Below are 25070 nucleotides of genomic sequence, written 5' to 3' on the forward strand. Positions count from 1 at the left end.
TCCTTCGTCATGACCACCCGCGCCGCCCGCAGCGAGAAGTTCGGCGCCTCGGAAGGCGACGGCATCATCCGCTGTGACGCCTGCCCCGTGTTGTGCCGCATCCGCCCCGGCCGGTCCGGCGCCTGCTCCCGCTACGCCAACCAGGATGGCGTGTTGGTGCGCACCGATCCCGCGCTGACCCTCGCACAGGCCATCGAGGGCAACCGCCCCGTCATCGCCTTCGCCGCCGGCGAATGGGATGGCGAGATGCTCGACACCTCGCGCGCCTTCGTCACCGGCGTCGGCGCCGGCACCACATACCCGGACTACAAGCCCGCGCCCTTCATCGTCGGTTCCACCCATGCCGGCGTGGACACCGTCACCGTCGTAACGGAAGGCATGTTCAGCTACTGCGGCGTGAAGGTGAAGATCGACACCGACCGCCATCTCGGCCCCGAGGCCGCGCCGGTGCGCGTGAAAGGCGAGCAGGTCGGCCATGTCACCACGGCCGAATACGGGTCGCAGATGCTGTCCATCGGCGGCGTGCGGCACCTGACCGGCGGATCGAAGAAGGAAGGCGTGGTCACCTGCGAGACGCTGTTGCAACTCTGCGGTGCGGAACCGGTCGAGATGACGATCGATGGCGGACACAGCGTCATCGTGCAGGCGGGTGCGGCGCCGATCGTGGATGGCGCGCCCGAACGCCGCATGCGCGTCGGCTGCGGCAGCGCGACCGTCGGCATCTTCGCACAGCAATGGCTGGGCGAGGTGGATGAGGTGATCGTGGTGGACGACCACATCACGGGCGTGCTGACCGAACACCAGGCCGGCAAGGTGCTGAACATGCGCGCCGCCGGCATACGCGTGCGCGGGCGGCGCTCCACGCCCGGACGCTATTTCCAGGTCGCGCAGCCGGGTCTCGGCTGGGGTGGGACGGACATTACCGATCCACTCGCCATCATCGAGCGCATCGACCCCAAGGCCGCCTGGCCCGGGTTGCGCCTGCTGCTGACCAGCACCACTGGGGAGGACGCGCTGTACTGCGTGCTGGATGAATCCCTGACACCAGTGCCCGCCGAGATGCCCACTTCCGTGCGTGCCGTGGTCGATCGCATCGGGGAGAACTGCGAGCCCTCGCTCTGCTCGGTCATCTTCATGGCCGGTGCCGGCGGGTCACTGCGCGCTGGCGTGACGGAGAACCCCGTGCTGCTGACGCAATCCGTCGCGCGTGGGGAAACGCGCGTCACCATGGGCGGCGCACCCGTCTATCTGTGGCCGGGCGGCGGCATCACGGTGATGGCTGATGTGCTGCGCATGCCGAAGCTGTCCTTCGGCTACGTTCCGACACCAGCGATCGTCGCGCCGATCGAATTCACCCTGCCAAGGGCGCTGTATGAACGGCTTGGCGGGCATGTGCAGGAGATCGTGCCGGTCGAGGAGGTACTGCGGGGGCTGGGCGAAGACCTGCGGGTCGAGACCTGGCATCCGTGGAATCCTTGGCCCTTCGGCCGGTGACACGGAGGGGCGTCGCCCCTCCGCACCTCCCCACCAAAGGCCTAAGGGCCTTTGGAAACCCTGACTTGGCGCCGGGCGCGTCGGGCGCGCCGTAAGCCGCGATGGAAGGCGTCACAGCCCAGCGCCTGACCGGCGACCGCCTGCACCTCTCCCACGGACCCATCGACGTCGTCCTGCGCGCCTGGGGCGCCCCGGCAGCGGTGCGTGCGGCCGAGGCAGCGGCCATCGCCCTGTTCCCCAGCATCCTGCCTGGGCTCGTCGCGGAACTGCCCGCCCTGCGGTGCCCGATGGTCGAAGCGCCGCGCGTCACGCATCCCATCGCGCGCCGCATGGTCGCGGCCTGCGCGCCATTCGCACCGATCTTCCTCACGCCCATGGCGGCCGTCGCTGGATCGGTGGCCGATGCGCTGCTGGCCGAGATGCTCGCCGCCACGCCGCTGGCAAAGGCCTTCGTGAATGATGGCGGCGACATCGCGCTCCATGTCGCGCCGGGCGATGTGCTCGCCATCGGCCTCGCCGCCGACCCACAACATCTGGCTCTGAACGGCGCGCTGCACGTCACCGCGGCATCCGGCATCGGCGGTGTCGCCACATCGGGGCGGCACGGCCGTTCCTTTTCCCTCGGCATCGCCGATGCGGTGACGGTGCTCGCCCGCGACGCCGCCACGGCCGATGCGGCGGCGACGCTGATCGCCAATGCGGTCGACTGCGACAGCCCGGCGATCCGCCGGTCGCCGGCCTCGACGCTCGACCCGGACAGCGATCTCGGCGATCGGCTGGTGACGGTCGATGTCGGCACGCTGTCCAATGGCGAGATCACGCACGCCCTGGATTCCGGCCTGGCGCGCGCGGAAGCCTTCCGCGCCGCCGGCCACATCATCGGCGCCGCGCTGCGCCTCGGTGGCCTTGTGCGCGCCACGGGCATCGCGACGCTGCCGCCACCCTGAACGCAGAAAGGGGCGCCTTTCGGCGCCCCCTCCCAGTATCCGACGCTGATGCAGAGATCAGCGGAGGATGATTTCCACGCGGCGGTTCTGCGGCTCGCGGGTGTTGTCCGGGGTCGGGACCAGCAGGTTGGTCTCGCCGAAGCCGCGGGCCACGATCTCGTTGCGCGGCACGCCCAGGCGGACGAGCTCGGCAGCGACGTTGTTGGCGCGACGGACGGACAGGCCCTGGTTGTAGGTGGCCGAGCCCGAGGTGTCGGTGTAGCCGTTGACCTCGATCCGAGTGACCGCCTGGCGGGTGCGGGCCTGGGCCGCTTCCGCGATGATCTGGCGGGCGCGGTCGGTCAGGTTGTCGCGGTTCCAGTCGAAGAACACCAGGAAGGTGCGCGCCGGAGCCGGAGCAGCAGCCACCGGGGCGACCGGGGCGGCGGCGCGGCCGAAGTTGTAGCGAACACCGAACAGGATCGACCAGTTGTAGTTGTCGGTCGAGAACTTCACCGATTCACGATCACGGAAGGTCTGGCCGTTGATCGTGGCGTTGCCGTTCAGCCGCCCGTCGATGTCGTCACCCGTCGTGCCGAAGAAGCGGCCTTCGGCGGTCAGCGCCAGGCCAGGGACGGAGTCGATCGGGAAGGCGATACCCAGGATGGCCTGGTAGGCGAAGGCGCTGTTGGTGCCGCCGGCGCTGAGCGAGGCGACGTTGCCGTTGTTGGCCCCGTTGCGCTGGCTGAAGCCGACATTGTCGTAGTCGTTCCACGCCATACCGGCGCCGACGCCGACATAGGGAACCACCGGGCCGAGCACGAAATCATACAGCACGTTGGCCATGATGCCGTAGGTGCGGACGGTGCCCGACGGCCGCGGCGCGTTCACGCCACGGATCTCGATGTTGTCGACGTCGTTGGTGCGGTAGTTGCCCTCGAGCTCGAGGCGCAGGCCGTTGCCGAAGCCGTAGCCGACGGAGAGAACACCGACCCAGCCCCATTCGAAGGAGGTCGACGTCCGGTCGGAATCGGAGTCGTCGAGGTAGTTGGCGCCAAGGCCGGCACCGACGTAGATGCCCTGCACCCGCGGGTCCCAGCTCTGCGCGTTCGCGGTCGCGGCCATCGGCAGCGACAGCAGCGTCGCGGCAAGAAGCGTCTTCCTGAAGCTCATTGTCATTCCTCGCATCCGGATCCCGCACCGACACCGCCGGTGCTTGTGGCTTCCCCCCGTCGCAGGGGTTCGTGAGGCACTAAACCACAACTTCCCGGGGCATGCGGCGGTGTTCCTCGCATCGATTCAACATCGGCGCGACGGTGTGGCGACAGAGACACACCCTGTGGCCCCAGGGAGTCCGGGCCCCGCCTACCCCCCTCCAGCAGGGCCGCACGCGGCCCGGCAGGATTTTCGCCGCTTCCGCGCGTCACCGGGTCTAGTCTCGTCCCTGGCGGCCCTCCCGCCTGGCCGCCGTCGCACACGGCCGGTCCACGGCCGGGCAGAGGAGGACACCGCCGCCATGAGCGCCACACCCAATGGAACAGCCAAGGCCGCCCCCGCGTCGAGAACGCCAGGCGGGGCCAGGCCCCGCGCCGTTGCCCTGATCGGCCCGCAGGGCAGCGGCAAATCCACCCTGTTCGATGCGCTGCTCACCGCCGCCGGCAGCCCGCCGCCGCGACGGACGGAGGCCCGCGCCCGCGCCATGGGCACCGAAACACGGCTCGGCCACTGCTCCCTGCTGGATGAGGCCTGGGCGCTGCTGGACTGCCCCGGCTCGGTCGAGTTCGGGCAGGAGGTCGCCGCCGCGCTCGCCATCGCCGACATCGCCCTGCTGGTCTGCGAGCCGGACCCGGCCCGCGCCGCGGCGCTCGCCCCGGCCTTCCACGCCCTGGAACAATCCGGGCTGCCCGCGATGGTCTTCGTCAACAAGGCCGACACGCTGGGGGAAGGGCGCATCCGCGACACCATCGCCGCGCTGCAGGCCCATTCGCGCCGCCCGCTGGTGCTGCGCCAGGTGCCGATCCGCGAAGGCGGGCAAGTCACCGGATATGTCGACCTGGTCAGCGAGCGTGCCTATCGCTGGCGCAAGGGGGAGGCTTCGGAGCTGATCCGCATCCCCGATTCGATGCACTCGCGGGAAGCCGAGGCCCGCGCGGCCCTGACCGAGGTGCTGGCCGATCACGACGACGCCCTGCTCGAGAAGGTGGTCGAGGACGCCATCCCCACCCCGCAGGATCTCTATCGCCCGCTGCATGCCGATGTGGCCGCCGGCAGCCTCGACCCCGTGCTGCTCGGCTCGGCCGAACGCCGCCACGGGGTGATGCGGCTGTGGAAGGCGCTGCGCCATGACGCGCCGCTTGCCGAGGAAACCGCCGCCCGACGTGGGATCGAGCTGGAGGGCGAGCCGGTCGCGCAGGTGTTCCGTACCCTTCATGCCGGCCATGGCGGCCGGCTTTCCTTCGCGCGGATCTGGCGCGGGTCCCTGAAGGACGGGGCAACGGCGAACGGCGCGCGGATCGGCGGCATCAGCCGGTTTCCAGCCGGCGAGCCCACCAAGGTCCCCGAGGCTGGCGCGGGTGAAGTGGTCGCCCTCGGCCGGCTCGACACGGTGACGACCGGGACAACGATCTCCCCCTCCGGCGCTGCGCCCGCCCTGCCGTTCCCCGTGCCGCCCCCGCCGGTCTATGCGCTTGCCGTCGCGAATGAGGATCGCAAGGACGACGTCCGACTGTCCGGCGCCTTGCAGCGCCTGGCGGAGGAAGACCCGTCCATCACCATCCAGCAGGATGGCGAAACCGGCCAGATCCTGCTCGCCGGGCAGGGCGACATCCATCTCGGCCACGCCGTGGCGCGGCTGGCCGAAGCGCATGGGCTGCGCGTGACCACCACGCGCCCGCGCATCGCCTTTCGCGAGACGATCCGCCAGGCCGCGCGCCACCATGCGCGGCACAGGCGCCAGACCGGCGGGCACGGCCAGTTCGCCGATGTGACGCTGGAGGTGACGCCACGTGCCCGCGGCGAAGGCTTCGCCTTCGAGGACCGCATCGTCGGCGGCGCCATCCCGCGCAAATTCATCCCAGCGGTTGGCGAGGCGGCGGAGGAGGCCTCCCGCAAGGGGCCGCTCGGCAACCCGGTGGTGGACATCGCCGTCGCGCTGCTCGACGGCGCCTTCCATTCCGTCGATTCATCCGACATGGCCTTCGCCACCGCGACGCGCATGGCGATGCAGGAAGCCTTGGCCAAGGCCGAGCCGGTGATGCTGGAACCGGTGGACCATGTGACGATCCTGGTGCCGCAGGACGGCACACCGGCCGCGCAGCGCCTGCTGAGCGGGCGGCGCGGCCAGATCCTCGGCTTCGCGGAGAAGGAGGACTGGCCGGGCTGGGACGAGGTGCAGGCGCTGGTCCCCGAGGCCGAGTTGCACGACCTCATCATCGAGCTGCGGTCGCTGACCATGGGCCTCGGCACCTATACGCGGCGCTTCGATCACCTGGCCGAGACGCGCGGGAGATGAACCGTCGGGTGGGGGAGGACCCTCCCCCACCCTGCCGGCATCACGCCTTCAGTTCGTCGGGAACGCGACCGCCGTTCTGGGCGAGCTTCGTCATCACCTGCTTATGCAGCCAGACATTCATCGTCGCGCTATCATCCGTGGAGCCCGTATAGCCGAGTTCCTTCGCGAGTTCCTTGCGAGCGGCGAGGCTGCTGTCGATGCCAAGCAGCTTCATCAGGTCGACGATGGACTGGCGCCAGTTCAGCGGCTGGCCCGCCTTGGACTGCAATTCGGTCAGGATGGCGACGACATCCACGGGCTCGGCGGGGGCCGCGGCTGTGGCAACGGGGGAAGGCGCGGGCGCGGCGGATGGCGGTGCCGATCCGGCCTCGATCGTCGGCTTCGCGGCGGCGGCTTCGGCCGGCGGGGCCTCCGCCGCTGCCGAGCGCCCGAAGATGCCGTTCATGATGGACCTGAATACGCTCATGGCATCGCTCCATGTTCGGCGTCGTCCGACGCCCGTTGCGCCGCGGGTCGTCGGCCCCGGTGGCGTGACGAGCATCTGTGCGCCTGTCGGCCCATGGCGCGCTATCACGATATGCGGAATGCCAATCTTTCCTAAGGCTTGCGGCCCCGGGCTTCCGCTTCCTGTCATGCATGCCACACTCCGACGAACATCGAGGGGAAACGCCGCATGGCCAGCCAGTACACCGTCGCCGATCTCGTCGCGGATTTCCTGCCGCAGATTGGCGTCTCGACCGTCTTCGGCATCGTCTCGGTCCACAACATCCCGATGCTGGACGCGATCGGGCAGCGCAATGCGCTGCGCTACGTCATGGCACGCGGCGAAATGGGCGGGGCGCACATGGCCGATGCCTATGCGCGGGTGACGGGGCATCTCGGCGTGGTCTTCACCTCGACCGGCCCGGGCATGGCCAACGCCATCCCCGGCCTGGTGGAGGCGCGCTTCGCCGGCAGCCCGGTGCTGCACATCACCGGCCAGACCGCGACCAGGCACATCGACCGCGATGTCGGCACGGTGCATGACGTGCCGGGCCAGACGGCGATGCTCGCCGCTGCCTGCAAGGCGGCCTTCCGCGTGCGGACGGCGAACGAGGCCTTCGGCGTACTGGTGCAGGCCGCGGCGACCGCGTTGTCCGCGCCGCGCGGGCCGGTTTCCGTCGAGATCCCGATCGACCTGCAGCGGGCGGCAATCGAACGCCCGGCTGGGCTCGACGCCCTGGCGCTGCCCATCGCTGCGCCGCTGCCGCCGAATGCGGCGGAACTCGACGCGGCGGCGGAGATCCTGGCGAGCGCGAAGCGGCCGATGCTGTGGCTCGGCAATGGTGCGAAGCAGGCCCGCGATGCAGCGCTGCGGCTGATGGAACTCGGCTTCGGCGCGGTGTCGTCCTGGAACGGGCGCGGCACCATCCCCGAGGATCATCCGATGACGCTCGGCGGCCTGCATGGCAACGGCGCGCCGCGTGTGCAGGAATTCTACGGCAGCATGGATGCGATGCTGGTCGTCGGATCGCGGCTGCGCGGGCATGAGACAGGCGACTTCTCGATGAAGCTGCCGAAGACGCTGATCCATGTGGATTGCGATGCCTCGGCCAATGGCCGCACCTATGCGAACAGCCTGTTCGTCCACGGCGATGCCGCGCTGGCGATGGCGGGCATCGCCGACCGGCTGGCCAAGCGCAACGCCATCGATGCGGGCTTCGCGGCCGACTTCGCCGCGCTCAAGGCGCGGGCGCGAGAGGAGTATCTCGCGACCCTCGGCCCCTACTCCATCTTCCCGGACGCGATCCGCGCCGCCCTGCCGCGCGACGGCGTCTGGGTGCGCGACATCACCATCGCGAATTCCACCTGGGGCAATCGTGTCTTCCCGATCCTGGACCCGCGCAATTCCGTCTACCCGGTGGGCGCGGCGATCGGGCCGGGCCTCGCGCTCGGCATCGGTGCCTCCATCGCGGCGCAGGGACGCAAGACCATCGCCATGTGCGGGGATGGTGGCTTCTCGCTTGGCATGTGCGAGCTGTTCACCGTCGCGCAGGAGAAGCCCGACCTGGTGACGATGGTGATGAACGATGGCGGCTATGGCGTGATCCGCCACATCCAGGATGCGGTCGCCGATGGAAGGCAATTCGGCCACGACCTGCTGACGCCGGATCTGCAGGGGCTCGCCGCGCTGGCCGGGCTGCCCTTCTTCCGGGTGTCGAGCGCGGAGGAGGTCGGGCATGTCGTCGCCCAGGCGCTTGCCGTGAAGGGGCCGGCGGTGGTGGAGGTGGACATGCGCGCGATCGGGGCGGTGCCGCCTTATGCGCCCTATGCGACGATGGGCAAGCATGCGGAGCGGGCGCGGCAATAGGAGCCGCCGCGACGACTACAGCGCGATGCGGAAGCGCAGGCCCTCGGCGTTCCCATAGGCATCGCCCTTACGGAACGCCGCCAGCAGCGACCCGCCATTCGCGACGATCACCCGCTGCGACACCGCGTTGTCGGGATCGGTCGTCAGATCCACATGAAGCAGCCCGATCGCCCGCGCCTCTGGCAACAGTAATCCCAGGGCGCGGGTCGCATATCCTCGACCACGCTTCCACGGCACGACGGCATAGCCGACATGGCCGAGCACGTGCGGCGGCAACGCCTCGGTGCCCGGCTGCCAACGGAGGTGGATCGCGCCGCAGAAATCGCCGTCCCAGATCCAGCGCGTGTAGCCCGGCAGACGCGGCACGAGGCTGCCATCCGGCAGGGTGATCGGCGGCCCTTTCGCGTCCGGGTCGTGCAGGCCGCTGAGGAAGGCATCCGCATCGCGCTCGCTGGCGGCGAGATGCGCGCGCCTCACGGCATCGCCTGAGACATTCGCCGGCGACCAACCCGTCTCGAGCGCGGCGCGATAGGCGGCAAGCGCTTCACGCCCCGGCTGGATCAGCGCGACCATGGCTATCTGGGCGCGAAATGGCGCTGACGTCCAGAGGCTCCGGTCACTTCGCGAGCACCCGCCGCGCCGTCCACCCCGCCGCGCCACAGCCCGCGATGACCGCCGCCATCGGCACCGCCGTCCCGTTCTGCAACGCACCAAGCAATGCGCCCACACCGGCCCCGATCCCGAACTGCAACGTGCCCATCAGTGCTGAAGCGCTGCCTGCCACCGCCCCATGCGGCCCCATGCCGAGTGCCACCGTCAGCGGCATCACCGCCCCGATCATCGCGACGTAGCAGAACAGCGTCACCAGCAGCCCGGCGAAACCGCCGATACCCGTCACTGTCACAGCCAGCAGTGCCAATCCGGCCAGGAACGGCACCCAGATGACGATGGGCAGCAACTGCGCGGGCGCGATCCGCTGGGCGAGCCGCCCCATCACCTGGCCAACCACCATGATGCCGAGCGCATTGGCGCCGAAGTAGAAGCCGTACTGCCCCGCCGGCACGCCGTGCAGTTCCATGAACACGAAGGGCGAGCCGCTGATGTAGGCGAACATCCCGCCGATGATGAAGCCGCCGGTCAGCGCATGGCCCATGAAACGGCGATTGGACAACAGCCCTCGCCAGACCCGCAACACACCCAGCACGCCTTCGCGCCGCCGCCGCGTTGGTTCCAGCGTTTCCGGCAGGAACAGCGCGATGACCACCAGCATCGTCCCGCCATATCCCGCCAGCAGCCAGAAGATGCCGCGCCAGCCGAAGACCGGCAGCACCGCGCCACCGACCACCGGCGCGATGATGGGCGCGACACCCATCACAAGCATCAGCTGCGCCATCAGCCGCACCGCGCCGCGTTCATCCGTCACGTCGCGTACCACGGCGCGCGCGATCACCATCCCTGCGCAGCCACCCAGCGCCTGCACCAGCCGCGCCGCCGTCAGCGCCTGGACATCCGGCGCCAGCGCACAGGCGATGGCCGCGACGGTATAGAGCCCGAGCCCGACGAACAGCGGCACCCGCCGCCCATGGCGGTCCGACAGCGGACCGTAGAGCACCTGCCCAAAGGCCAACCCCAGGAAGTAGATGGCGAGCGTCCCCTGCACCGCTCCGGCATTGGCGTCGAGCGACGCCCCGATCGCCGGCAGCGCCGGCAGGTACATGTCGATCGAGAAGGGCCCGATCCCGGCCAGCGCGCCGAGGATCAGCGCGAGCCTGCGGTGACTGATCGCGCTCACGCCGACGGTGCTGCCGCCAGCGCCTCGGCCGCCAGCGCCAGCGCCTGTTCCACGGCCACGCGCCCTTCGGCCGACAGCGGCGCCTGCGGCGGCACCGGGTCGCCCACGGCGAAACCCTGGATCTGCAGCGCGCCCTTGATGCAGGCGGCCAGCGAATGCGCGGCGAACAGCTCGTTCACCCGCCACAGCGCGCGCTGCAGCGTCAGCGCCGCGTCCCATTTCCCGGCGTGGCAGAGTTCATACAGCCGCACCGATTCACGCGGGATGGCGCAGGCCGGCCCGGCCATCCAGCCCTTGCCACCGATCAGCATCACCGCCGCGGGGATGTGGGCCGAGGCGGCGAAGACCTCCATCCGCCCCTGGGTGCGGTTCAGGATCGACAGCAGCCGCCCGGTGTTGGTCGAGGCATCCTTGATGCCCAAGATGCGCGGATGGCGCGACAGCGTGTCGATCGCCGGCAGCGTCAGATCGGATCGCTGGAAATTGGGGTTCGTGTAGAGCACCACCGGCTTGTCGGTGGCATCAGCGATGGCGGTGAAGTAGGTGACGATCGCGGCTTCCGAGAGCGGGAAATAGGCTTCCAGGATCGCCAGTATCCCATCCGCGCCGATCGCTGCGTAGTCTTTCGCCTGGCGCACCGCATCCGCCGTGGTGGTCGCGGCGACGCCCGCCACCACCGGCACGCGGCCCTTCGCCGCGTCCACCACCACCTCGACGATGCGCCGCCGCTGCGCCGTGTCGAGGTAGGCGAATTCCCCCGTGCTGCCGAGCGGCGTCAGCCCATGCACACCGGACGCGATCAGGTGTTCCACCAGCCGGCGGAGTTCGCCTTCGAGAACAGCACCGTCAGGCGTGATGGGCGAGACGAGATAGGGAAAGACGCCGCGAAAGCCACTGCTCATGCTTCATCCAGTTCGCGCAGGATCACCAGTACCTCCTGCCGCGCGGGCTCGGGCAGGCCATGCATCACATCGCCCACGCGCCGCAGCGCACGCCGCAACCCGTGGATCTGGTCGAGGAGATCGAGAGCGACGCCAACCCCCTCATCATTCACGCCCATCGCCTCGCGCAGGTCGCGGACCAGGCAGGCGCGGGCCAGGTCCGCATCGCTGTAATCCGGCGCCTCAGGCGCGATCCAGCCGGCGGAGACGCAGTATTCCACCATCGTCGCCTCGAGGCGCAGACGGTGCAGGCGATCCTTGTCCTCGGCCATGTCAGCTCTCCATCCCCGCACGCGGATTCTGCGCGCGGCCGGCAGCCCAGCCTTGCGCGAAGGCCTCCAGATCCGGATCCGGCACGTCCGGCAGCACGAGGCGCAGCGTGACGAAAGCATCGCCGCGCGTGCCGTCCTTCCGCGCCACGCCGCGCCCGCGAAGCCGCAGCACCGTGCCGGTGTTCGACCCCTTCGGCACCGAGACCATCACGGGGCCGGCGGGCGTCGGCACCTCGATCTTCCCGCCGAGCACGGCCTCGGTCAGGCTCACCGGCAGGTCGAGCAGGATATCGTCGTCGCGCCGGGTGAAGTGGCGGTGCTCACCGACGCTGACCTCCACCATCAGGTCGCCCGGCGGCCCGCCGCCGAGGCCCGGCGAACCCTTGCCGCGCAGCCGCAGCACCTGGCCTTCCCGCGTGCCGGCGGGGATCGTCACGTCCACCGTGGTGCCATCGGGCAGCGTCACCCGCTTCGTCGCGCCATTCACCGCATCAAGGAAGTCGATGTCGAGCCGCGCATGGATGTCCCCGCCCTGCATGCGGAACTGCGCCCCGCCACCACGGCGCCGCGCGCCACGGCCGAACAGCGCGCCGAGCAACTCATCCTCATCCACCATGTCGGCATAGCCGGCATCGTTGTCATAGGCCCCCCCGGCATGGTCGCGATACCAGTTGGGTGGTGGCTGCGGCGGGCGCTCATTGCCGGCAGCATCGATCTCGCCGCGGTCGAAGCGGGCGCGCTTGTCTGCGTCGCCCAGGATGTCATTGGCGGCCGAGACCGCCTTGAATTTCTCCTCCGCCGCCTTGTCGCCAGGATTGAGATCCGGGTGCAGCTTGCGTGCAAGCGCGCGGTACGCCTTGCGGATCTCCTCCTGCGAGGCGTCACGCTTCACGCCGAGAACGTCGTAGGGATCCTCGTTCACGATGCCTCCTGGTGCGGGTCAGGCCTCGGCCAGCGCGGCCAGCATCCTGATATGGCTGTCAATGCCGCGCTCGAAGCAGACCAGGTCGAATTTTTCATCTGGGCTGTGCACCTGGTCGTCATCCAGCCCGAAGCCGATCAGCAGGCAGTCGAGATCGAGGATCTCCTTGATCTGGCCCACCACCGGCAGCGACCCTCCGCCGCCCACCAGCACTGCCGGCCGGCCGAAAACGGCTGCCAGCGACCCCTGCGCGGCGCGGATGAAGGGGCTGTCGGACGGCACCGCGATGCCCTCGCCATAGCTGAAGACCTGGATCTTCACCTGCGCATCCTCGGGCAGCCGGTCCACGATGAAGTCACGGAAGCCGGCGATGACCTTGGGCGCACTCTGTCCCGGCACCAGGCGGAAGGACACCTTCGCATGGGCGCCCGATGGGATGACGGTCTTCGCCCCTTCCCCGGTATAGCCGCCCCAGATGCCGTTCACATCGGCGGTCGGCCGCGCCCAGAGCCGTTCCGGGGCCGAGCGTCCCACCTCCCCCGCCGGCACCGAAAGGCCGACGCCGCCGAGAAAGGCTGCTTCGTCAAAGCCCAGCGCATCCCATTGCGCGCGCTGCGCGGCGGTTGGTTCCGCCACGCCGTCGTAAAAGCCCGGGATCAGGATGGTGCCTGCCTCGTCCTTGAGGTCGCCCAGGATGCGCGTGATGAGATTGATCGGGTTCAGCGCCGAGCCCCCATAAAGACCGGAATGCAGGTCCTTGTTCGCGGTGCTGATGTCGACCTGCGTATAGACCAACCCGCGGACGCTGGTGACGATCGCGGGTGTCGCGATGTCCCACAGGTTGCTGTCGCTGATGACGACGACATCGGCGCGCAGCGCATCGGCATTGGCCTCGAGGAAATCGGGCAGGTTCTTCGAACCCGTCTCCTCCTCCCCCTCTACCATCACGGTGATGCGGCAGGGCGGGCCGCCGGCGGTCTCGTGCCAGAAGCGCAGCGCCTCCAGCCAGGTCATCACCTGGCCCTTGTCGTCCACCGCGCCTCGCGCGACCACGCGTGGCCCGTTCGGGCCGTCCATCAGCGCGGGCTCGAAGGGCGGGTTGGTCCAGAGGTCCAGAGGCTCGGGCGGCTGCACGTCGTAATGGCCGTAGAACAGCAAGTGCCGTCCGCCGCCACCGGGCCCCGGGTGATGGCCCAGGACCACCGGATGGCCCGCTGTTTCCTTCAGTTCGGCGGTGAAGCCGATGGCGCGAAGCTGATCCGCGATCCAGCCCGCGGCACGCCGGCAATCCCCCGCATGCTGCGGCTGAGCGGAGACGGAGGGAATGCGCAGCAGGTCGAACCAGCGCGCGCGGGACTCCCCTCGCCGCGCCGCGGCATGGGCCAGGATGGTGTCGATGTTGGTCATGCTTCCTTCGCCTGGCTGCGCAGCACGTGCTTCTGGATCTTGCCGGTGGAGGTCTTCGGAAGCTCCGCGAAGACGATATGGCGCGGCACCTTGAAGCCGGCCAGATACTGCTTGGAGAAGGCGATCAGATCCTCCGCCGTCGCACTCGCGCCCGGCTTCAGCTCGACGAAGGCGCAGGGCGTCTCGCCCCATTTCTCGTCGGGCCGCGCGACCACCGCCACCAGGGAGACGGCCGGGTGCTTGTAGAGCGCGTCCTCGACCTCAATGGAGGAGATGTTCTCCCCACCCGAGATGATGATGTCCTTCGAGCGATCCTTGAGCTGGACATAGCCATCCGGATACTTCACCGCGAGGTCACCGGTGTGGAACCAGCCGCCGTTGAAGGCCGCGTCGGTCGCGGCGGCATCCTTCAGATAGCCCTTCATCACGACATTGCCGCGCATCATCACCTCGCCCAGCGTCGCGCCATCGGCCGGCACCGGCACCATGGTCGCGGGGTCCATCACGTCGAGACCCTCCAGCGCCAGATAGCGCACGCCCTGCCGGGCCATCAGCGCCGCCTGCTCGGGGGCGGGCTTCGCATCCCATTCGGCATGCCATTCATTGACGACCGCCGGGCCATACACCTCGGTCAGGCCATAGACGTGGCAGACCGCGAAGCCGGCTTCCTTCATCGCGGCGAGTACAGCCTCGGGCGGCGGCGCGCCGGCGACGATAAACTTCACCTGATGCGGCAGCGGGCGCTTCTCGGCCTCCGGCGTGTTCAGCAGCGTCGCCATGATGATCGGCGCGCCGCACATGTTCGTGACCCCTTCATCGGCCATCAACCGCCACATGTCGGGGCCGCGCACCGCGCGCAGGCAGACATGCACGCCGGCCTGGGCGGTGACCGTCCAGGGGAAGCACCAGCCGTTGCAGTGGAACATCGGCAGCGTCCAGAGATAGACGGGATGCTTGCCCATCTCGGCCGACAGCACGTTACCCACCGCGAGCAGCGATGCCCCGCGATGGTGATAGACGACACCCTTCGGCTTGCCGGTCGTGCCGGAGGTGTAGTTGAGCGTGATCGCATCCCATTCGTCGCGCGGCATCGGCCAGGCGAAGGCGGGATCGCCCTCGGCGAGCAGCGCCTCATACCCCATGCCGCCGAGCGTCTCCTGCCGCGCCGCCGCGGGCGCCAGCGGATCATCCACCTCGATGATCAGCGGCTTCGCCTTGGCCTGCACCAGGGCGAGGCGCACCACCGGCATGAACTCCTTGTCCACCACCAGCGCCTTCGCTTCCCCGTGATCGAGGATGTAGGCGACGGTCGCAGCATCGAGCCGCGTGTTGATGGTGTTCAGCACGGCGCCCGCCATCGGCACGCCGTAGTGGCATTCCAGCATCTCCGGGACATTGGGCAATACCGCCGCCACCGTGTCGCCGCGCCCGATACCGTGCTTGGCCAACGCCGAGGCCAGCCGCACGCAGCGCTCGCGCAGGTCGCGATAAGTCCGCCGCACCGGCCCGTGCACGACCGCGAGATTGTCCGGATAGACCTGCGCCGCGCGTTCGAGGAACAGCAACGGCGTCAACGGCTGGTGGTTCGCCGCCGTGCGGGCGAGATGCGTCTCGTAATCGGCCATGTCTCGTTCCTCAGCGATCTTCCCAGACGGGACGGCGCTTTTCCAGAAAGGCGCCGATGCCCTCGGCGGCGTCATGCGCCATCAGATTGTCGGCCATGACGCAGGCGGCCTCGCGATAGGCCTCGGCCAGCGGCAGGTCCACCTGCCGATAGAAGCCGCGCTTGCCCATCCGCACCGTCAGCGCCGACCGCGCGGCGATTCGCCCGGCGAGTTCGAGCGCGGTCACCATCACGCGATCGCCCGGCACCACGCGGTTCACCAGGCCGATGCGGAGCGCCTCCTCGGCGGAGATCATGTCGCCGAGCATCAGCATCTCCATCGCCGCCTTGCGCGGCACGGCGCGCGCCAGCGCCACGGCGGGCGTCGTGCAGAACAGCCCGATATCTACTCCCGGTGTGCAGAAGCGGGCATGGTCGGATGCCACCGCCAGGTCGCAGGTGGCGACCAACTGGCATCCCGCCGCGGTCGCCACGCCCTGCACGGCGGCGATCACCGGCTGCGGCAGCGCCGTGATCGCCTGCATCACGCGCGAACAGGTCTCCATGGCACGGTCATAGAAGCCGCGACCCTGGTCGGGGTCGGCGCGATGCGCATTGATCTCGCGCAGATCATGCCCGGCGCTGAACACCGAACCCGCAGCGGTGAGCACGACGCAGCGCCGGCTGGCATCCTCCCCGATCGTGGCAAGCGCATTCTCCAGCGTCTCCAGCATCTGCAGCGACAGGCTGTTGCGCGAAGCGGGCCGGTTCAGGGTCAACACCGTGACGCCATCGGCATGGTCGTCGCGCAGCAGCATCGGTGCCGCCGCGTCCGCTTTGGTTGCTGCGCTCATTGCTCGAACCCTCACGCCGTGCCCGCTCATCCTAGATGGTTTTGCGTCCAGGCGGAATCGCGCCCGCCCCCCTTGCCGGCCTGGCCAGGGCGGGCCAGCCTTCGCGCCTTCGGGCAGCAAGGGGGAATTTCATGGCCTGGTCCGCGCACAGCATCATCCAGAACGGCAAGGCAATCCCCTTCGAGGATGCGCGCGTGCACGCGCTCTCGGTCGGCCTGGCCTATGGCGCGGCGGTGTTCGAGGGCATCCGCGCCTACATGAACCCCGCCACCGGACGCCTGTCGATCTTCCGGCTGGAGGAGCACCTGGTGCGGCTCGACCAGGGCATGAAATTCATGCGCTTCGACGATCCGCCATCGCGCGACACGCTGCGCCAGGGCGTGCTGGATTCGGTGCGGGCCAATGCGCCCGACGACGACTGCTACATCCGCCTGCAGGTGCATATCGAAAGCCGTGGCTCGCAGGCGACTACTGGCACGGTCGGCTGGGTCTGCGCCGCGATCCCGCGCGAACGGTCTCCGAAGCGCACGAGCGGGCTGTCGCTCGGCGTGTCGTCCTGGACGCGCATCGCCGACAACACCATGCCCGCGCGCATCAAGGCGACGGCGAACTACCACGCTGGGCGCATCGCCACGCTGCAATCCAAGGCGGATGGCTACGACGCGCCGATCCTGCTGACGCGCGACGGCAAGCTCAGTGAATCCGCCGGCGCCTGCCTGTTCATGGTGCGTGACAGCGTGGTGATCACCCCCGCACGCGACAGCGACATCCTGGAAAGCGTCACGCGCGATACCGTGCTGGCACTGGCCGCGGAGCTCGGCCTGCCGACGCAGGAACGCCGCGCAGATCGCACTGAATTGTACGTTGCTGACGAGGTCTTCCTTTGCGGTACCGGACAGGAACTCGTGCCCGTCGCGACGATCGACCGCCTGCCGGTCGGTGACGGCAAGCCCGGGCCGATCACGATGCGGTTGCAGGAGGCCTATGAGTCGGTGGTGCGGGGCACGACGGATGCCCACGCAAATTGGCGCACGCCGGTCCTGTGACCAACGTGCGCCAGTAGGGAGCGGATCGCCGCAGGGGGTAGTGGGGCGGACCCCCGCTCCTTTCGGCCTCCCCGGCGGGCTGAGGGGATCGAGTGCCCGCCGGGTGCCGTTTCTTTACGCCGCGCGCAGCGGCAGGGCGATGAAGCGGCGGGCGCCGTCGCGTTCCACCTGGAAGGCGATGGACGGCCGGCCGGCCTCGCGGGCGCTCTTCACGGCGTCCACCACATCCTGCGGATTGGCGGCGTCACGCTCACCGGCCCGCAGAACCACATCACCGGCGCGCAGGCCGCGCTCGGCCGCGACGGAACCGGGCTCGACCCGAGTGATGGCGACGCCACCCTCACGGCGCGGCGCCAGGCCGATGCCGAGGGAAGGCTGGGCCGGCTGCCCAGGCTTGCCCACTGCGGTGGCGTTCGCCGGGTTGGTCCCGATCTCGACGCGGCGCTCCATCGCCGTCCCGTCCCGCAGCACCGCGAGCGTCGCGGTCCGGCCCGGCGCCACGTCCGCCACACCGGCGGCGAGGTCACGCGGGGTGTTCACAGCGTGGCCGTCGATCCCCGTGATCACGTCACCGGCGCGGAGTCCCGCCTGGGCTGCCGGGCTGTCCGGCTCGACCGCGGAGACGAGCGCACCCTTGGCATCCGCCGCGCGCATCGCCGTGGCCAGGTCCTGGTCCATCGGCTGCAGGGACACGCCGAGCCAGCCGCGCTGCACGGAACCATGGTCACGCAGCTGTGCGACGATGTGCTGCACCATCTTCGACGGCACCGCGAAGCCGATGCCGATGTTGCCGCCGGACGGCGAGAAGATCGCCGTGTTCATGCCGACCACCTCGCCACCCGCGTTGAACAGCGGGCCGCCGGAATTGCCCGGGTTGATCGAGGCATCCGTCTGGATGAAGTCGTCATACGGGCCCTGACCAATCTGCCGACCGCGCGCCGAGACGATGCCCGCGGTCACGGTGCCGCCAAGGCCAAAGGGGTTGCCCATCGCCATCACCCACTCACCGACGCGGGTGCCGTCGCTGTTGCCGAAGGACAGCGCAGGCAGCGGCGATCCGGCCTCGACCTTGATCAGCGCGACATCCGTCGCGGTGTCGCGGCCAACCACACGGGCCGGCATCTCGCGCCCGTCGGCGAGCTCGACCTTCACCTCGGCATTCTCACCCACCACATGCGCGTTGGTTACGATGTAGCCGGCGGCATCGACGATGAAGCCGGAGCCCTGGCCGGCGCGGCGCTGGCCCTGCTGGGGCTGCTGCTGCTGGCCACCGCCGAAGCGACGGAACATCTCCTCCATCGGCGTGCCGCGCAGCTCGGGCGGCACCTCGGCGCGAGGCTGGGAGACGCGCTCGGTCGTCAGCACGCGCACCACCGAGGGGCCGACGCGGGCGGCGACATCGGCGAAGTCCGGACCGGCCGCGCGCGGCAGCGCCACGCCGGCGACCGGCGCCGGGGTCGGCTGGGCGGTGCCGGGGATGGCGGTCAGGGCGGTGGTGCCGAGCGCGAGCGCCAGCACGCCGGCGACGATCGCGGGACGGCGGAGGTTGAAGCGGGGCATCTGTGTCTCCCAGTCGAAGGTCTCGTGGCCAGGCCGCGATGGCATGGCGTCCGAGACACAAAGCACCCCTGCCCATCCACGCCCCCTGTCGCGACCCTTACCGATCCGTATGCTGCCTGCCGCGAGCCGGCAGCGCCGCGCGCCCTACCTCTCCGGCCAGGATGGACGGGAGCGGGACGATGCCGGATGCCCTGACACGGTTACCGAGGGACGGAGGCGCTGTGAGAATCCTGCTCGTCGAGGACGACACCGAGACCGCGGCCTATGTGACGCGTGGGTTGGAGGAGGCCGGCCATGTTGTGGACCGCGCGGCGGATGGCCAGGACGGGCTGTTCCTGGCGACCGGCGGCGGGCATGAGGTGATGGTGGTGGACCGGATGCTGCCCAAGCTCGATGGCCTGTCGATGGTACGCGCGGTGCGGGCGGCCGGCATCGCCACGCCGGTGATCTTCCTGACCGCGCGCACCGGCGTCGGCGACCGCGTGGAGGGGCTTGAAGCCGGCGGCGACGACTACCTGGCCAAGCCCTTCGCCTTCGCCGAACTGCTCGCGCGCATCAACGCGCTCGCCCGCCGCCCGCCCTTGCAGCAGGAAGTCACGGTGCTGCGCGTCGCGGATCTGGAGATGGACCTCATCCGCCGCAACGTGACGCGCGCGGGCCGGCGCATCGACCTGCAGCCGCGCGAATTCCGCCTGCTCGAATACCTGATGCGGCGGGAAGGCCAGGTGGTGACGCGCACCATGCTGCTGGAAGGCGTGTGGGACTTCCACTTTGACCCGAAGACAAGCGTGGTCGAGACCCATATCAGCCGCCTGCGTGGCAAGGTGGATAAGGGCTTCGGGCGGGACCTGCTGCACACGGTGCGCGGCGCCGGCTACGTCATCCGCGCCGATGGCTGACACCGCGCCGCGCTGGGCCTTCGCACGCACCACTGCCTTCCGGGTGACGCTGCTGCACCTCGTCCTCACCCTCGCAGGCACCGCGCTGGTGGGCGGCGTGGCCTGGTGGGTGACGGCCGGCTTCGCAGTGCGCCAGGCGGCGCAGGAGGTCGAGCGCGGCATGGGCGTGCTGCTGCAATCGGGTGCACTGTCCGGCGCGCGCGGCGTGGCACTTTCCATCGAGGCGCGGATCGCGGCCGATCGCAGCGGGCAGGAATTCTACCTGCTCGCCGCGCCGGACGGGCAGCGGCTGGCGGGCAATCTCTCGGGCGTGTCCAGTGAGCGTGGCTGGCGGGAGGGCACCATCCGCCTGCCCGACGGCACGGACGCGCCGGTGCTGATGTATGCGCAGCCCCTGCCCGGCGGCGGCGCGCTGGTGGTGGGGCGCGACCTGACCGCCGCGCGCGCGCTGGAACAGCGGCTGCTGACGAGCGCCTTCTGGGTGGGCGGCGCGGTGCTGCTGCTCGGCCTCGCCGGAGGGCTGCTGATCGGGCGATCGGTCGCGCGCCGGGCGGCGGCGATGGATGCCGCCCTCGCCGCGGTGCAGGGTGGCGATCTCGATCGCCGGCTCGCGGTCCGTGCCGGTGGCGACGAGTTCGACCGCCTCGCCACACGCATCAACGCCACGCTCGATCGCCTGCAATCGCTGATGGCGGCGCTGCGGGAGGTGACGGACGACATCGCCCACGACCTGCGGACGCCACTGACCCGGTTGCGCCAGCGCCTGGACGACGCCGCCCGCGCTCCGACCGCCGAGGCGATCGAAGCCGCCCAGGCCGAAGCCGACCGCCTGCTCGACATCTTCGCCGCGCTGCTGCGCATCGCCCAGGTCGAATCCGGGACGCAACACGCTGGCTTCACGACCGTGGACCTGTCCGCCATCGCCGAATCCGTCGCCGAGGTCTACGCGCCTGCCGCGGAGGAGCGCGGCCAGACCCTGGCGACCGCCATCGAGCCGGGCGTCAGCGCCACCGGCGACCCCGCATTGCTGACGCAGATGCTGGCCAACCTGGTGGAGAATGCGATTCGTCACGGGCGCCCCGGCGGCCGGGTGGCAATCGGGGTCGCCGCCGGCGCCATCACTGTCGCCGATGACGGTCCCGGCATCCCGGCGGCAGAGCGCGAGAAGGTGTTCCACCGCTTCCATCGGCTTGATGCGTCGCGATCGACGCCGGGCAGCGGGCTTGGCCTCGCGCTGGTGCGCGCCGTGGCGGATCTGCACGGCATCGGCATTGCGCTTGAGGATGCCGGACCGGGGCTGCGCGCGCGGCTCATATTGCCGCGGGCCTCGTGATTGACGCCCTGCGCAACTGAAATCAATATAGACTAATCAATTTAGCCTGTACTAATTTTATGGGATTGAACGATCGATGCCGATGGTGCGCCCATGCCTCGCCGCGCTCGCGCTCATGCTGATTCCGGCGGCGGGAAAGGCTGATGAATTCGCCGCCTGCGCCGTGGGCTTCACCCTGGCGCCGGGCCTTTGCCTGTCCACTGAGGCGACGCTCGACGGCGTCGCCAATCTGGGCGGCGGCATCCGGCAGGGCGTCGCGGCGATCGGCCAGGTCTGGACGGAGCTGGATGGCGATTGGGGCCGGCTCGCGGGGCTCGATGGCTGGCGGTCGCGGATCTCGGTCATCGGCATCCTCGGCCGGCAGCCGAGCGCGACGCTGACCGGCGGCCTCGCCCCGGCGAGCAATATTGAGGCTGTTTCGACCGTCCGCCTCTATGAACTCTGGGCGGAACGCAGCTTCGGCGAATGGGGCTCGATCCGCTTCGGCCAGCTTGCGGCGGACGGCGAATTCGCCATCGCCGATCCGGCGAGCACGCTGGTCAATGGCACCTTCGGCTGGCCGGTGGCGCTCGCCACGGATCGCGGGGGCGCCGGGCCGGCCTATCCGCTGGCGGGACTTGGCGTGCGGCTCGCGCTGGGCGACCCGCAGGACGGCACGGGACTGCGGGTCGGCGTCTATGACGGCAATCCCGGCGGCCGCTACGGTGAGGGCACGAACCCGCAGCAGCACAATCGCTACGGCATCACCTTCAGCACCAGCGGCGGCGCGCTGGTGCTGGCCGAGGCCGTGACTGGCGGTGCCCCGCCCGAACCCGGCGGGCATCGGTCCTGGGTGCTGAAGATCGGCGGCTGGTACCACACGGGCGGCGCCGATTCGCCGCGCTACGACGATACCGGATTGCCATTCGCCGACCCCGCCTCGACCGGCGTGCCGCGAAGCTTCGCGAATACCTACGGGGTCTATGGTGTCGCCGAGGCGATCGTCTGGCAGGAGGAGGACACGCATCTCGCGTTGTTCGCGCGCGGTTTCGCCCAGCCGGCGGATCGCAGCACGGTCGCGACGCAGCTCGATGCCGGCATGACCCTGCGCGGTCCCTTCGGCCGGGCCGGGGATACGGCGACGCTCGCCGTGTCCTGGGCGCGCATCGGCAGCGCGGCGCGCGGCTACGACCGCGACCAGGCCGTCTTCGGCAACCCTGTGCCGGTCCGCAGCCATGAGACGGTGCTGGAGGTGAACTACGACGTCGCGGTGGTGGAGGACCGTTTCTTCCTGCGGCCCTTCGTGCAGGGCCTGTTCAACCCCGCCGCAGGCGCGCCGGACGACCGCCGCAGCGCCACGTCCTCCATGGCGAATTCGCTGCTGATTGGCCTGCGCGCGGTCGCCCGCTTCTGATCCCGGATGGGCGGCGGTGCTGCCCCGCCCTTCGCGTCAGCGTGGCCCAGCCGAATCCGGCCAGAAGCGCACGCCTTCCCGTGCCAGCCCGCCGCCGACGCCGATGGCCGTCCCATCCGCACGCCAGCAGGCCGCGCCTTCCATCGTGCCATCGGCATGGAAGGCGATCGCCCCCATGCCGCCGCCCACATGCGGCATGCGCGCGACCTCGTGCCCGCGCGCAGTGAGCGCCGCACGCACCGCATCGCCGAAAGCCGGTTCGAGTTCCACCGCATCGCCCTGGGTCCACAGGCGTGGCGCCTCCACCGCTTCCTGCAGCGACATGCCGTGGTCCACCAGGTTCAGCATCCCCTGCATGACGCAGCCGAAGATGCGCAGGCCACCCGGCATGCCGAGCGCATAGGCCGGCTTGCCCCCGCGCAGCACGATCATCGGCGCCATCGAGGTCGTCACCCGCTTCCCTGGCGCAATGGACAGCGCCTTGCCCGGCCGCGGATCGAAGGTCGCGATGTAGTTGTTCGGGATCATCCCCGTGCCATGGACGATGAAGCGCGCCCCGAAAGTGGAATTGATCGTCTGCGTCGAGCAGACGACACGCCCCTCATTGTCGGCCACGGTGATGTGCGTGGTGTTCGGGCTTTCCGGCGCGATGCCCGGCCCCCAGGCCTGCGCGCGGGCCATGTCGATCAGCGCGCGGCGCTCGGCGCCATAGGCGGCGGAGGTCAGCTTTTCCACCGGCACCTTCACGAAGGCTGGGTCGCCGGATGCGGCGGCGCGGTCGGCGAAGGCGATCTTCAGGCATTCCGCCAGCAGGTGCGCCGTGTCGGCCGACCCGAAGCCGAGCGCGCGCAGGTCCCAGCCCGACAGCATGTTCAGCATCTGCAGCACATGCACGCCCGAGGATGCCGGCGGCGGCGGCAGCACGATCTCCACGTCGCGATAGGGGCCGCGCAGGGGAACGCGCTCGACCGTGCGATAGGCGCGGATATCCTCGGCGGAGACGATGCCGCCGGCGCGCGCGATGCCATCCGCGATCGCGGTGCCGAGCGCACCGTCCAGCGCGGCCGCGCCCTGCTGCGCGATGGCCTTCAGCGTCTCGGCATAGTCGGACTGCACGACGCGATGGCCGGGCTGCAGCGGTGTCCCGCCGGGCAGGTAGATCGCGGCGATGGCCGGGTCCTTCGCCATGTCCGGCGCGGCTTCCTTAGCGCATTCCGCCAGATAGGGCGTGGCGCGGAAGCCGCGCTCGGCATGGCGGATCGCCGGCGCCATCACATCGGCCAGCGGAAAGGACCCGAAGCGCGCCAGCGTCTCGCACCAAGCCTTGAGGTTGCCCGGCGTCGCCACGGCAAGCCCGCCCACCGTATTCGTCCGTCCCGCGGATTCGAGGTTGCGCGGATTGTCCGGCTGGGCCGGGGTGAACATGTCCGCCCTCGCCGCGCCCGCGCAGGTCGCCATGCCATCGATCACGGTATGCGTGCCGTCCGGCAGCCGCAGATGGGCCGTGCCGCCGCCCAGCAGCCCGACCATCATCGGTTCGACCACCGTCAGGGTGAACAGCGCGGCGATCGCCGCATCCACGGCGTTGCCGCCGGCCGCCAGCATTTCCGCCCCCGCCGCCGAGGCGAGCGGATGGTTGGTCACCACCATGCCCTTCGAGCCAATGGCGGGGCGCTTCTCCGTGGCGAAGCGCGTGCCCGCGCGCTGGGTCCAGTGCTCGGTCATGGCGTCGGTGCTTCCTTCAGGGGATTGGCGTGGTCAGGCGCAGGATGCGCTGCGCCTGGCAGAGATCCTCGCGCCGGCGTTCTTCCGCCCGCCCGTCGGACCAGCGGATCCGCAGGTCGTTGAGGCAGCCGGAACCGGCCGGCGGCGTGACGTGCAGGGCGTTGCCCGGCGGCAATTCGACGCGGCCGATCAGGGATGCGCTGAACCGCGCCTGCCCGGCGGGCGACAGTTCCAGGGCCACGACGGTGCCGGGCCCCTGGTTCATCAGCATGAAGGTGCGCGGCCTGGCTTCCTGCTGCTGCGCGGCGGCCGGCATGGCGAGCAGGGTCAGCGCGATGATGCCGCGCCGGCGCGCTTGCTTCCCTCGAAACGCAATTCCGGCGCCGCGCACAGATCAACCCCCGGACGATCCTCGGTCCTGCCGCCAACATAGACAGCGCGGATGTTGAAGACGCAACCCTGCCCGGCCGGCGCGCGGATCTGCACCGCGTTGCCGGGGGTGATCTGCGCATTGCCGAGCCAGTCCTCGCGCCCGATCCCCTCGCCGATGCGAGCGACGAGCAGGCGGGAGATCGTCTCGCTCGCCACGTTCATCACACGGGCTGCGGGCGTTGGCGCCGGTACAGGTGGGGGCGCCGGTGCTGGTGCCACCGGAGTCGGGGCCTGGGTGAAGCGCGCGCCCGGCTGCACCGGCGGCGGTGCGGCGGCCTGCGGCAACGCCATCGGTCCGCTGAGGCCGGCGAGTGATGCCGAGGGCGGCAGCAGCCCCCCCACGCCGCCGGCATCCGGCCGCGCAGCCGGAGCAACTGCCGGCGGCGGGACGATCGGGCGCGACGGGGCCGGCTCGTTCGATGCCGGTGCCGCGCCCGCCGCGACCGGCGGCGCGGCGTCGGCCAGTGCCACAGGCGGGGCGGACGCTGCACCGAGCAATGCGCGCAGGCGCGGCTCCAGGAACCAGGCGGCGGCGCCGAGCGCCGCGAGCAGCACCACGCCCCCAAGCGCCAGCGCGACTCCGAGTCCCGACCGCCGGCGCAGCGCCACG

General features: G+C 70.1%; 21 protein-coding genes and 1 pseudogene. 8 read left to right on the plus strand and 14 right to left on the minus strand.

Annotated elements, in window-relative coordinates:
• The first annotated feature begins 9 nt into the window (after positions 1-9).
• Together AC2YHJ_RS21160 and AC2YHJ_RS21165 are read left to right on the plus strand one after the other, a co-directional pair.
• Complete coding sequence (locus AC2YHJ_RS21160) at positions 10-1494, plus strand: 6-hydroxynicotinate reductase (protein ID WP_487398155.1); 1485 nt, start codon at positions 10-12, stop codon at positions 1492-1494.
• Positions 1495-1595: 101 nt separating this feature from the next.
• Entirely contained in the window at positions 1596-2441 is an 846-nt protein-coding gene (locus AC2YHJ_RS21165; RefSeq protein ID WP_487398156.1) for a UPF0280 family protein, read from the plus strand.
• Positions 2442-2498: 57 nt separating this feature from the next.
• Here AC2YHJ_RS21165 and AC2YHJ_RS21170 read toward each other — a convergent pair whose 3' ends face one another.
• The gene (locus AC2YHJ_RS21170; protein ID WP_487398157.1) at positions 2499-3593 is read right to left on the minus strand and encodes an OmpA family protein; all 1095 of its coding nucleotides are present in this window, start codon (positions 3591-3593) and stop codon (positions 2499-2501) included.
• Between the two features lie 343 nt (positions 3594-3936).
• On the opposite strand from AC2YHJ_RS21170, the gene AC2YHJ_RS21175 reads away from it, so the two are divergent.
• Positions 3937-5931 carry an elongation factor G gene (locus AC2YHJ_RS21175; RefSeq protein WP_487398158.1) on the plus strand — a complete coding sequence of 665 codons (1995 nt, stop codon included), beginning with the start codon at positions 3937-3939 and terminating at the stop codon, positions 5929-5931.
• 40 nt (positions 5932-5971) lie between these two features.
• Here AC2YHJ_RS21175 and AC2YHJ_RS21180 read toward each other — a convergent pair whose 3' ends face one another.
• On the minus strand, positions 5972-6397 hold the full coding sequence (locus AC2YHJ_RS21180; RefSeq protein ID WP_487398159.1) for a DUF3597 domain-containing protein: 426 nt from the start codon (positions 6395-6397) through the stop codon (positions 5972-5974).
• 207 nt (positions 6398-6604) lie between these two features.
• On the opposite strand from AC2YHJ_RS21180, the gene AC2YHJ_RS21185 reads away from it, so the two are divergent.
• Positions 6605-8281 carry a thiamine pyrophosphate-binding protein gene (locus tag AC2YHJ_RS21185; RefSeq protein WP_487398160.1) on the plus strand — a complete coding sequence of 559 codons (1677 nt, stop codon included), beginning with the start codon at positions 6605-6607 and terminating at the stop codon, positions 8279-8281.
• Between the two features lie 15 nt (positions 8282-8296).
• On the opposite strand, the gene AC2YHJ_RS21190 is transcribed toward AC2YHJ_RS21185, so the two are convergent.
• From AC2YHJ_RS21190 to AC2YHJ_RS21225, 8 genes are read right to left on the minus strand one after another with little or no spacing between them, the layout of a single operon-like run.
• Positions 8297-8854: a GNAT family N-acetyltransferase gene (locus AC2YHJ_RS21190; protein WP_487398161.1), complete on the minus strand. Its 558-nt coding sequence runs from the start codon at positions 8852-8854 to the stop codon at positions 8297-8299.
• 43 nt (positions 8855-8897) lie between these two features.
• Positions 8898-10073: a Bcr/CflA family multidrug efflux MFS transporter gene (locus tag AC2YHJ_RS21195; protein WP_487398162.1), complete on the minus strand. Its 1176-nt coding sequence runs from the start codon at positions 10071-10073 to the stop codon at positions 8898-8900.
• On the minus strand, positions 10070-10975 hold the full coding sequence (locus AC2YHJ_RS21200; RefSeq protein WP_487398163.1) for a dihydrodipicolinate synthase family protein: 906 nt from the start codon (positions 10973-10975) through the stop codon (positions 10070-10072). Before AC2YHJ_RS21200 ends, AC2YHJ_RS21195 begins: the two co-directional genes overlap by 4 nt.
• A complete protein-coding gene (locus tag AC2YHJ_RS21205; protein WP_487398164.1) occupies positions 10972-11286 on the minus strand; it encodes a chaperone modulator CbpM in 315 nt (104 codons plus the stop codon). The genes AC2YHJ_RS21200 and AC2YHJ_RS21205 overlap by 4 nt, the downstream gene beginning before the upstream one ends.
• Position 11287: 1 nt before the next feature.
• Complete coding sequence (locus tag AC2YHJ_RS21210; RefSeq protein ID WP_487398165.1) at positions 11288-12208, minus strand: DnaJ C-terminal domain-containing protein; 921 nt, start codon at positions 12206-12208, stop codon at positions 11288-11290.
• 18 nt (positions 12209-12226) lie between these two features.
• Positions 12227-13615, minus strand: a complete 1389-nt coding sequence (locus tag AC2YHJ_RS21215; protein WP_487398166.1) for a M20/M25/M40 family metallo-hydrolase — start codon at positions 13613-13615, stop codon at positions 12227-12229.
• Positions 13612-15240, minus strand: a complete 1629-nt coding sequence (locus AC2YHJ_RS21220; protein WP_487398167.1) for an acyl-CoA synthetase — start codon at positions 15238-15240, stop codon at positions 13612-13614. Before AC2YHJ_RS21220 ends, AC2YHJ_RS21215 begins: the two co-directional genes overlap by 4 nt.
• Before the next feature lie 10 nt (positions 15241-15250).
• The gene (locus AC2YHJ_RS21225) at positions 15251-16072 is read right to left on the minus strand and encodes an enoyl-CoA hydratase (RefSeq protein ID WP_487398168.1); all 822 of its coding nucleotides are present in this window, start codon (positions 16070-16072) and stop codon (positions 15251-15253) included.
• A gap of 131 nt (positions 16073-16203) precedes the next feature.
• Between AC2YHJ_RS21225 and ilvE the strand changes: the two genes are divergently transcribed.
• Positions 16204-17118 (plus strand): branched-chain-amino-acid transaminase, encoded by a 915-nt coding sequence (ilvE, locus tag AC2YHJ_RS21230; protein ID WP_487398169.1) that lies wholly within the window; start codon positions 16204-16206, stop codon positions 17116-17118.
• Positions 17119-17232: 114 nt separating this feature from the next.
• On the opposite strand, the gene AC2YHJ_RS21235 is transcribed toward ilvE, so the two are convergent.
• Complete coding sequence (locus AC2YHJ_RS21235) at positions 17233-18678, minus strand: Do family serine endopeptidase (RefSeq protein ID WP_487398170.1); 1446 nt, start codon at positions 18676-18678, stop codon at positions 17233-17235.
• Positions 18679-18899: 221 nt separating this feature from the next.
• On the opposite strand from AC2YHJ_RS21235, the gene AC2YHJ_RS21240 reads away from it, so the two are divergent.
• From AC2YHJ_RS21240 to AC2YHJ_RS21250, 3 genes are all read left to right on the plus strand, one after another.
• Positions 18900-19577: a winged helix-turn-helix domain-containing protein gene (locus tag AC2YHJ_RS21240; protein WP_487398171.1), complete on the plus strand. Its 678-nt coding sequence runs from the start codon at positions 18900-18902 to the stop codon at positions 19575-19577.
• On the plus strand, positions 19570-20910 hold the full coding sequence (locus AC2YHJ_RS21245; RefSeq protein ID WP_487398172.1) for a sensor histidine kinase: 1341 nt from the start codon (positions 19570-19572) through the stop codon (positions 20908-20910). The genes AC2YHJ_RS21240 and AC2YHJ_RS21245 overlap by 8 nt, the downstream gene beginning before the upstream one ends.
• 82 nt (positions 20911-20992) lie before the next feature.
• On the plus strand, positions 20993-22303 hold the full coding sequence (locus AC2YHJ_RS21250) for a carbohydrate porin (RefSeq protein WP_487398173.1): 1311 nt from the start codon (positions 20993-20995) through the stop codon (positions 22301-22303).
• A gap of 36 nt (positions 22304-22339) precedes the next feature.
• Here the strand turns inward: AC2YHJ_RS21250 and ggt are convergent, their stop codons facing one another.
• The 3 genes and pseudogenes from ggt to AC2YHJ_RS21265 all read right to left on the minus strand — a co-directional run.
• On the minus strand, positions 22340-24028 hold the full coding sequence (gene ggt, locus AC2YHJ_RS21255) for a gamma-glutamyltransferase (protein WP_487398174.1): 1689 nt from the start codon (positions 24026-24028) through the stop codon (positions 22340-22342).
• Positions 24029-24044: 16 nt separating this feature from the next.
• Complete coding sequence (locus AC2YHJ_RS21260; RefSeq protein WP_487398175.1) at positions 24045-24344, minus strand: hypothetical protein; 300 nt, start codon at positions 24342-24344, stop codon at positions 24045-24047.
• Positions 24345-24355: 11 nt separating this feature from the next.
• Positions 24356-25070, minus strand: a pseudogene (locus tag AC2YHJ_RS21265) (hypothetical protein); the annotation flags it as partial.

Source organism: Roseomonas sp. SRI_022, assembly GCF_057586215.1.

Coding starts and splice junctions, on each gene's coding strand:
- AC2YHJ_RS21160 (WP_487398155.1), top strand. CDS start 10: ATGACCACCCGCGCCGCCCGCAGCGAGAAGTTCGGCGCCTCGGAAGGC.
- AC2YHJ_RS21165 (WP_487398156.1), top strand. CDS start 1,596: ATGGAAGGCGTCACAGCCCAGCGCCTGACCGGCGACCGCCTGCACCTC.
- AC2YHJ_RS21170 (WP_487398157.1), bottom strand. CDS start 3,593: ATGAGCTTCAGGAAGACGCTTCTTGCCGCGACGCTGCTGTCGCTGCCG.
- AC2YHJ_RS21175 (WP_487398158.1), top strand. CDS start 3,937: ATGAGCGCCACACCCAATGGAACAGCCAAGGCCGCCCCCGCGTCGAGA.
- AC2YHJ_RS21180 (WP_487398159.1), bottom strand. CDS start 6,397: ATGAGCGTATTCAGGTCCATCATGAACGGCATCTTCGGGCGCTCGGCA.
- AC2YHJ_RS21185 (WP_487398160.1), top strand. CDS start 6,605: ATGGCCAGCCAGTACACCGTCGCCGATCTCGTCGCGGATTTCCTGCCG.
- AC2YHJ_RS21190 (WP_487398161.1), bottom strand. CDS start 8,854: ATGGTCGCGCTGATCCAGCCGGGGCGTGAAGCGCTTGCCGCCTATCGC.
- AC2YHJ_RS21200 (WP_487398163.1), bottom strand. CDS start 10,975: ATGAGCAGTGGCTTTCGCGGCGTCTTTCCCTATCTCGTCTCGCCCATC.
- AC2YHJ_RS21205 (WP_487398164.1), bottom strand. CDS start 11,286: ATGGCCGAGGACAAGGATCGCCTGCACCGTCTGCGCCTCGAGGCGACG.
- AC2YHJ_RS21215 (WP_487398166.1), bottom strand. CDS start 13,615: ATGACCAACATCGACACCATCCTGGCCCATGCCGCGGCGCGGCGAGGG.
- AC2YHJ_RS21220 (WP_487398167.1), bottom strand. CDS start 15,240: ATGGCCGATTACGAGACGCATCTCGCCCGCACGGCGGCGAACCACCAG.
- AC2YHJ_RS21225 (WP_487398168.1), bottom strand. CDS start 16,072: ATGAGCGCAGCAACCAAAGCGGACGCGGCGGCACCGATGCTGCTGCGC.
- ilvE (WP_487398169.1), top strand. CDS start 16,204: ATGGCCTGGTCCGCGCACAGCATCATCCAGAACGGCAAGGCAATCCCC.
- AC2YHJ_RS21235 (WP_487398170.1), bottom strand. CDS start 18,678: ATGCCCCGCTTCAACCTCCGCCGTCCCGCGATCGTCGCCGGCGTGCTG.
- AC2YHJ_RS21245 (WP_487398172.1), top strand. CDS start 19,570: ATGGCTGACACCGCGCCGCGCTGGGCCTTCGCACGCACCACTGCCTTC.
- AC2YHJ_RS21250 (WP_487398173.1), top strand. CDS start 20,993: ATGGTGCGCCCATGCCTCGCCGCGCTCGCGCTCATGCTGATTCCGGCG.
- ggt (WP_487398174.1), bottom strand. CDS start 24,028: ATGACCGAGCACTGGACCCAGCGCGCGGGCACGCGCTTCGCCACGGAG.
- AC2YHJ_RS21260 (WP_487398175.1), bottom strand. CDS start 24,344: ATGCCGGCCGCCGCGCAGCAGCAGGAAGCCAGGCCGCGCACCTTCATG.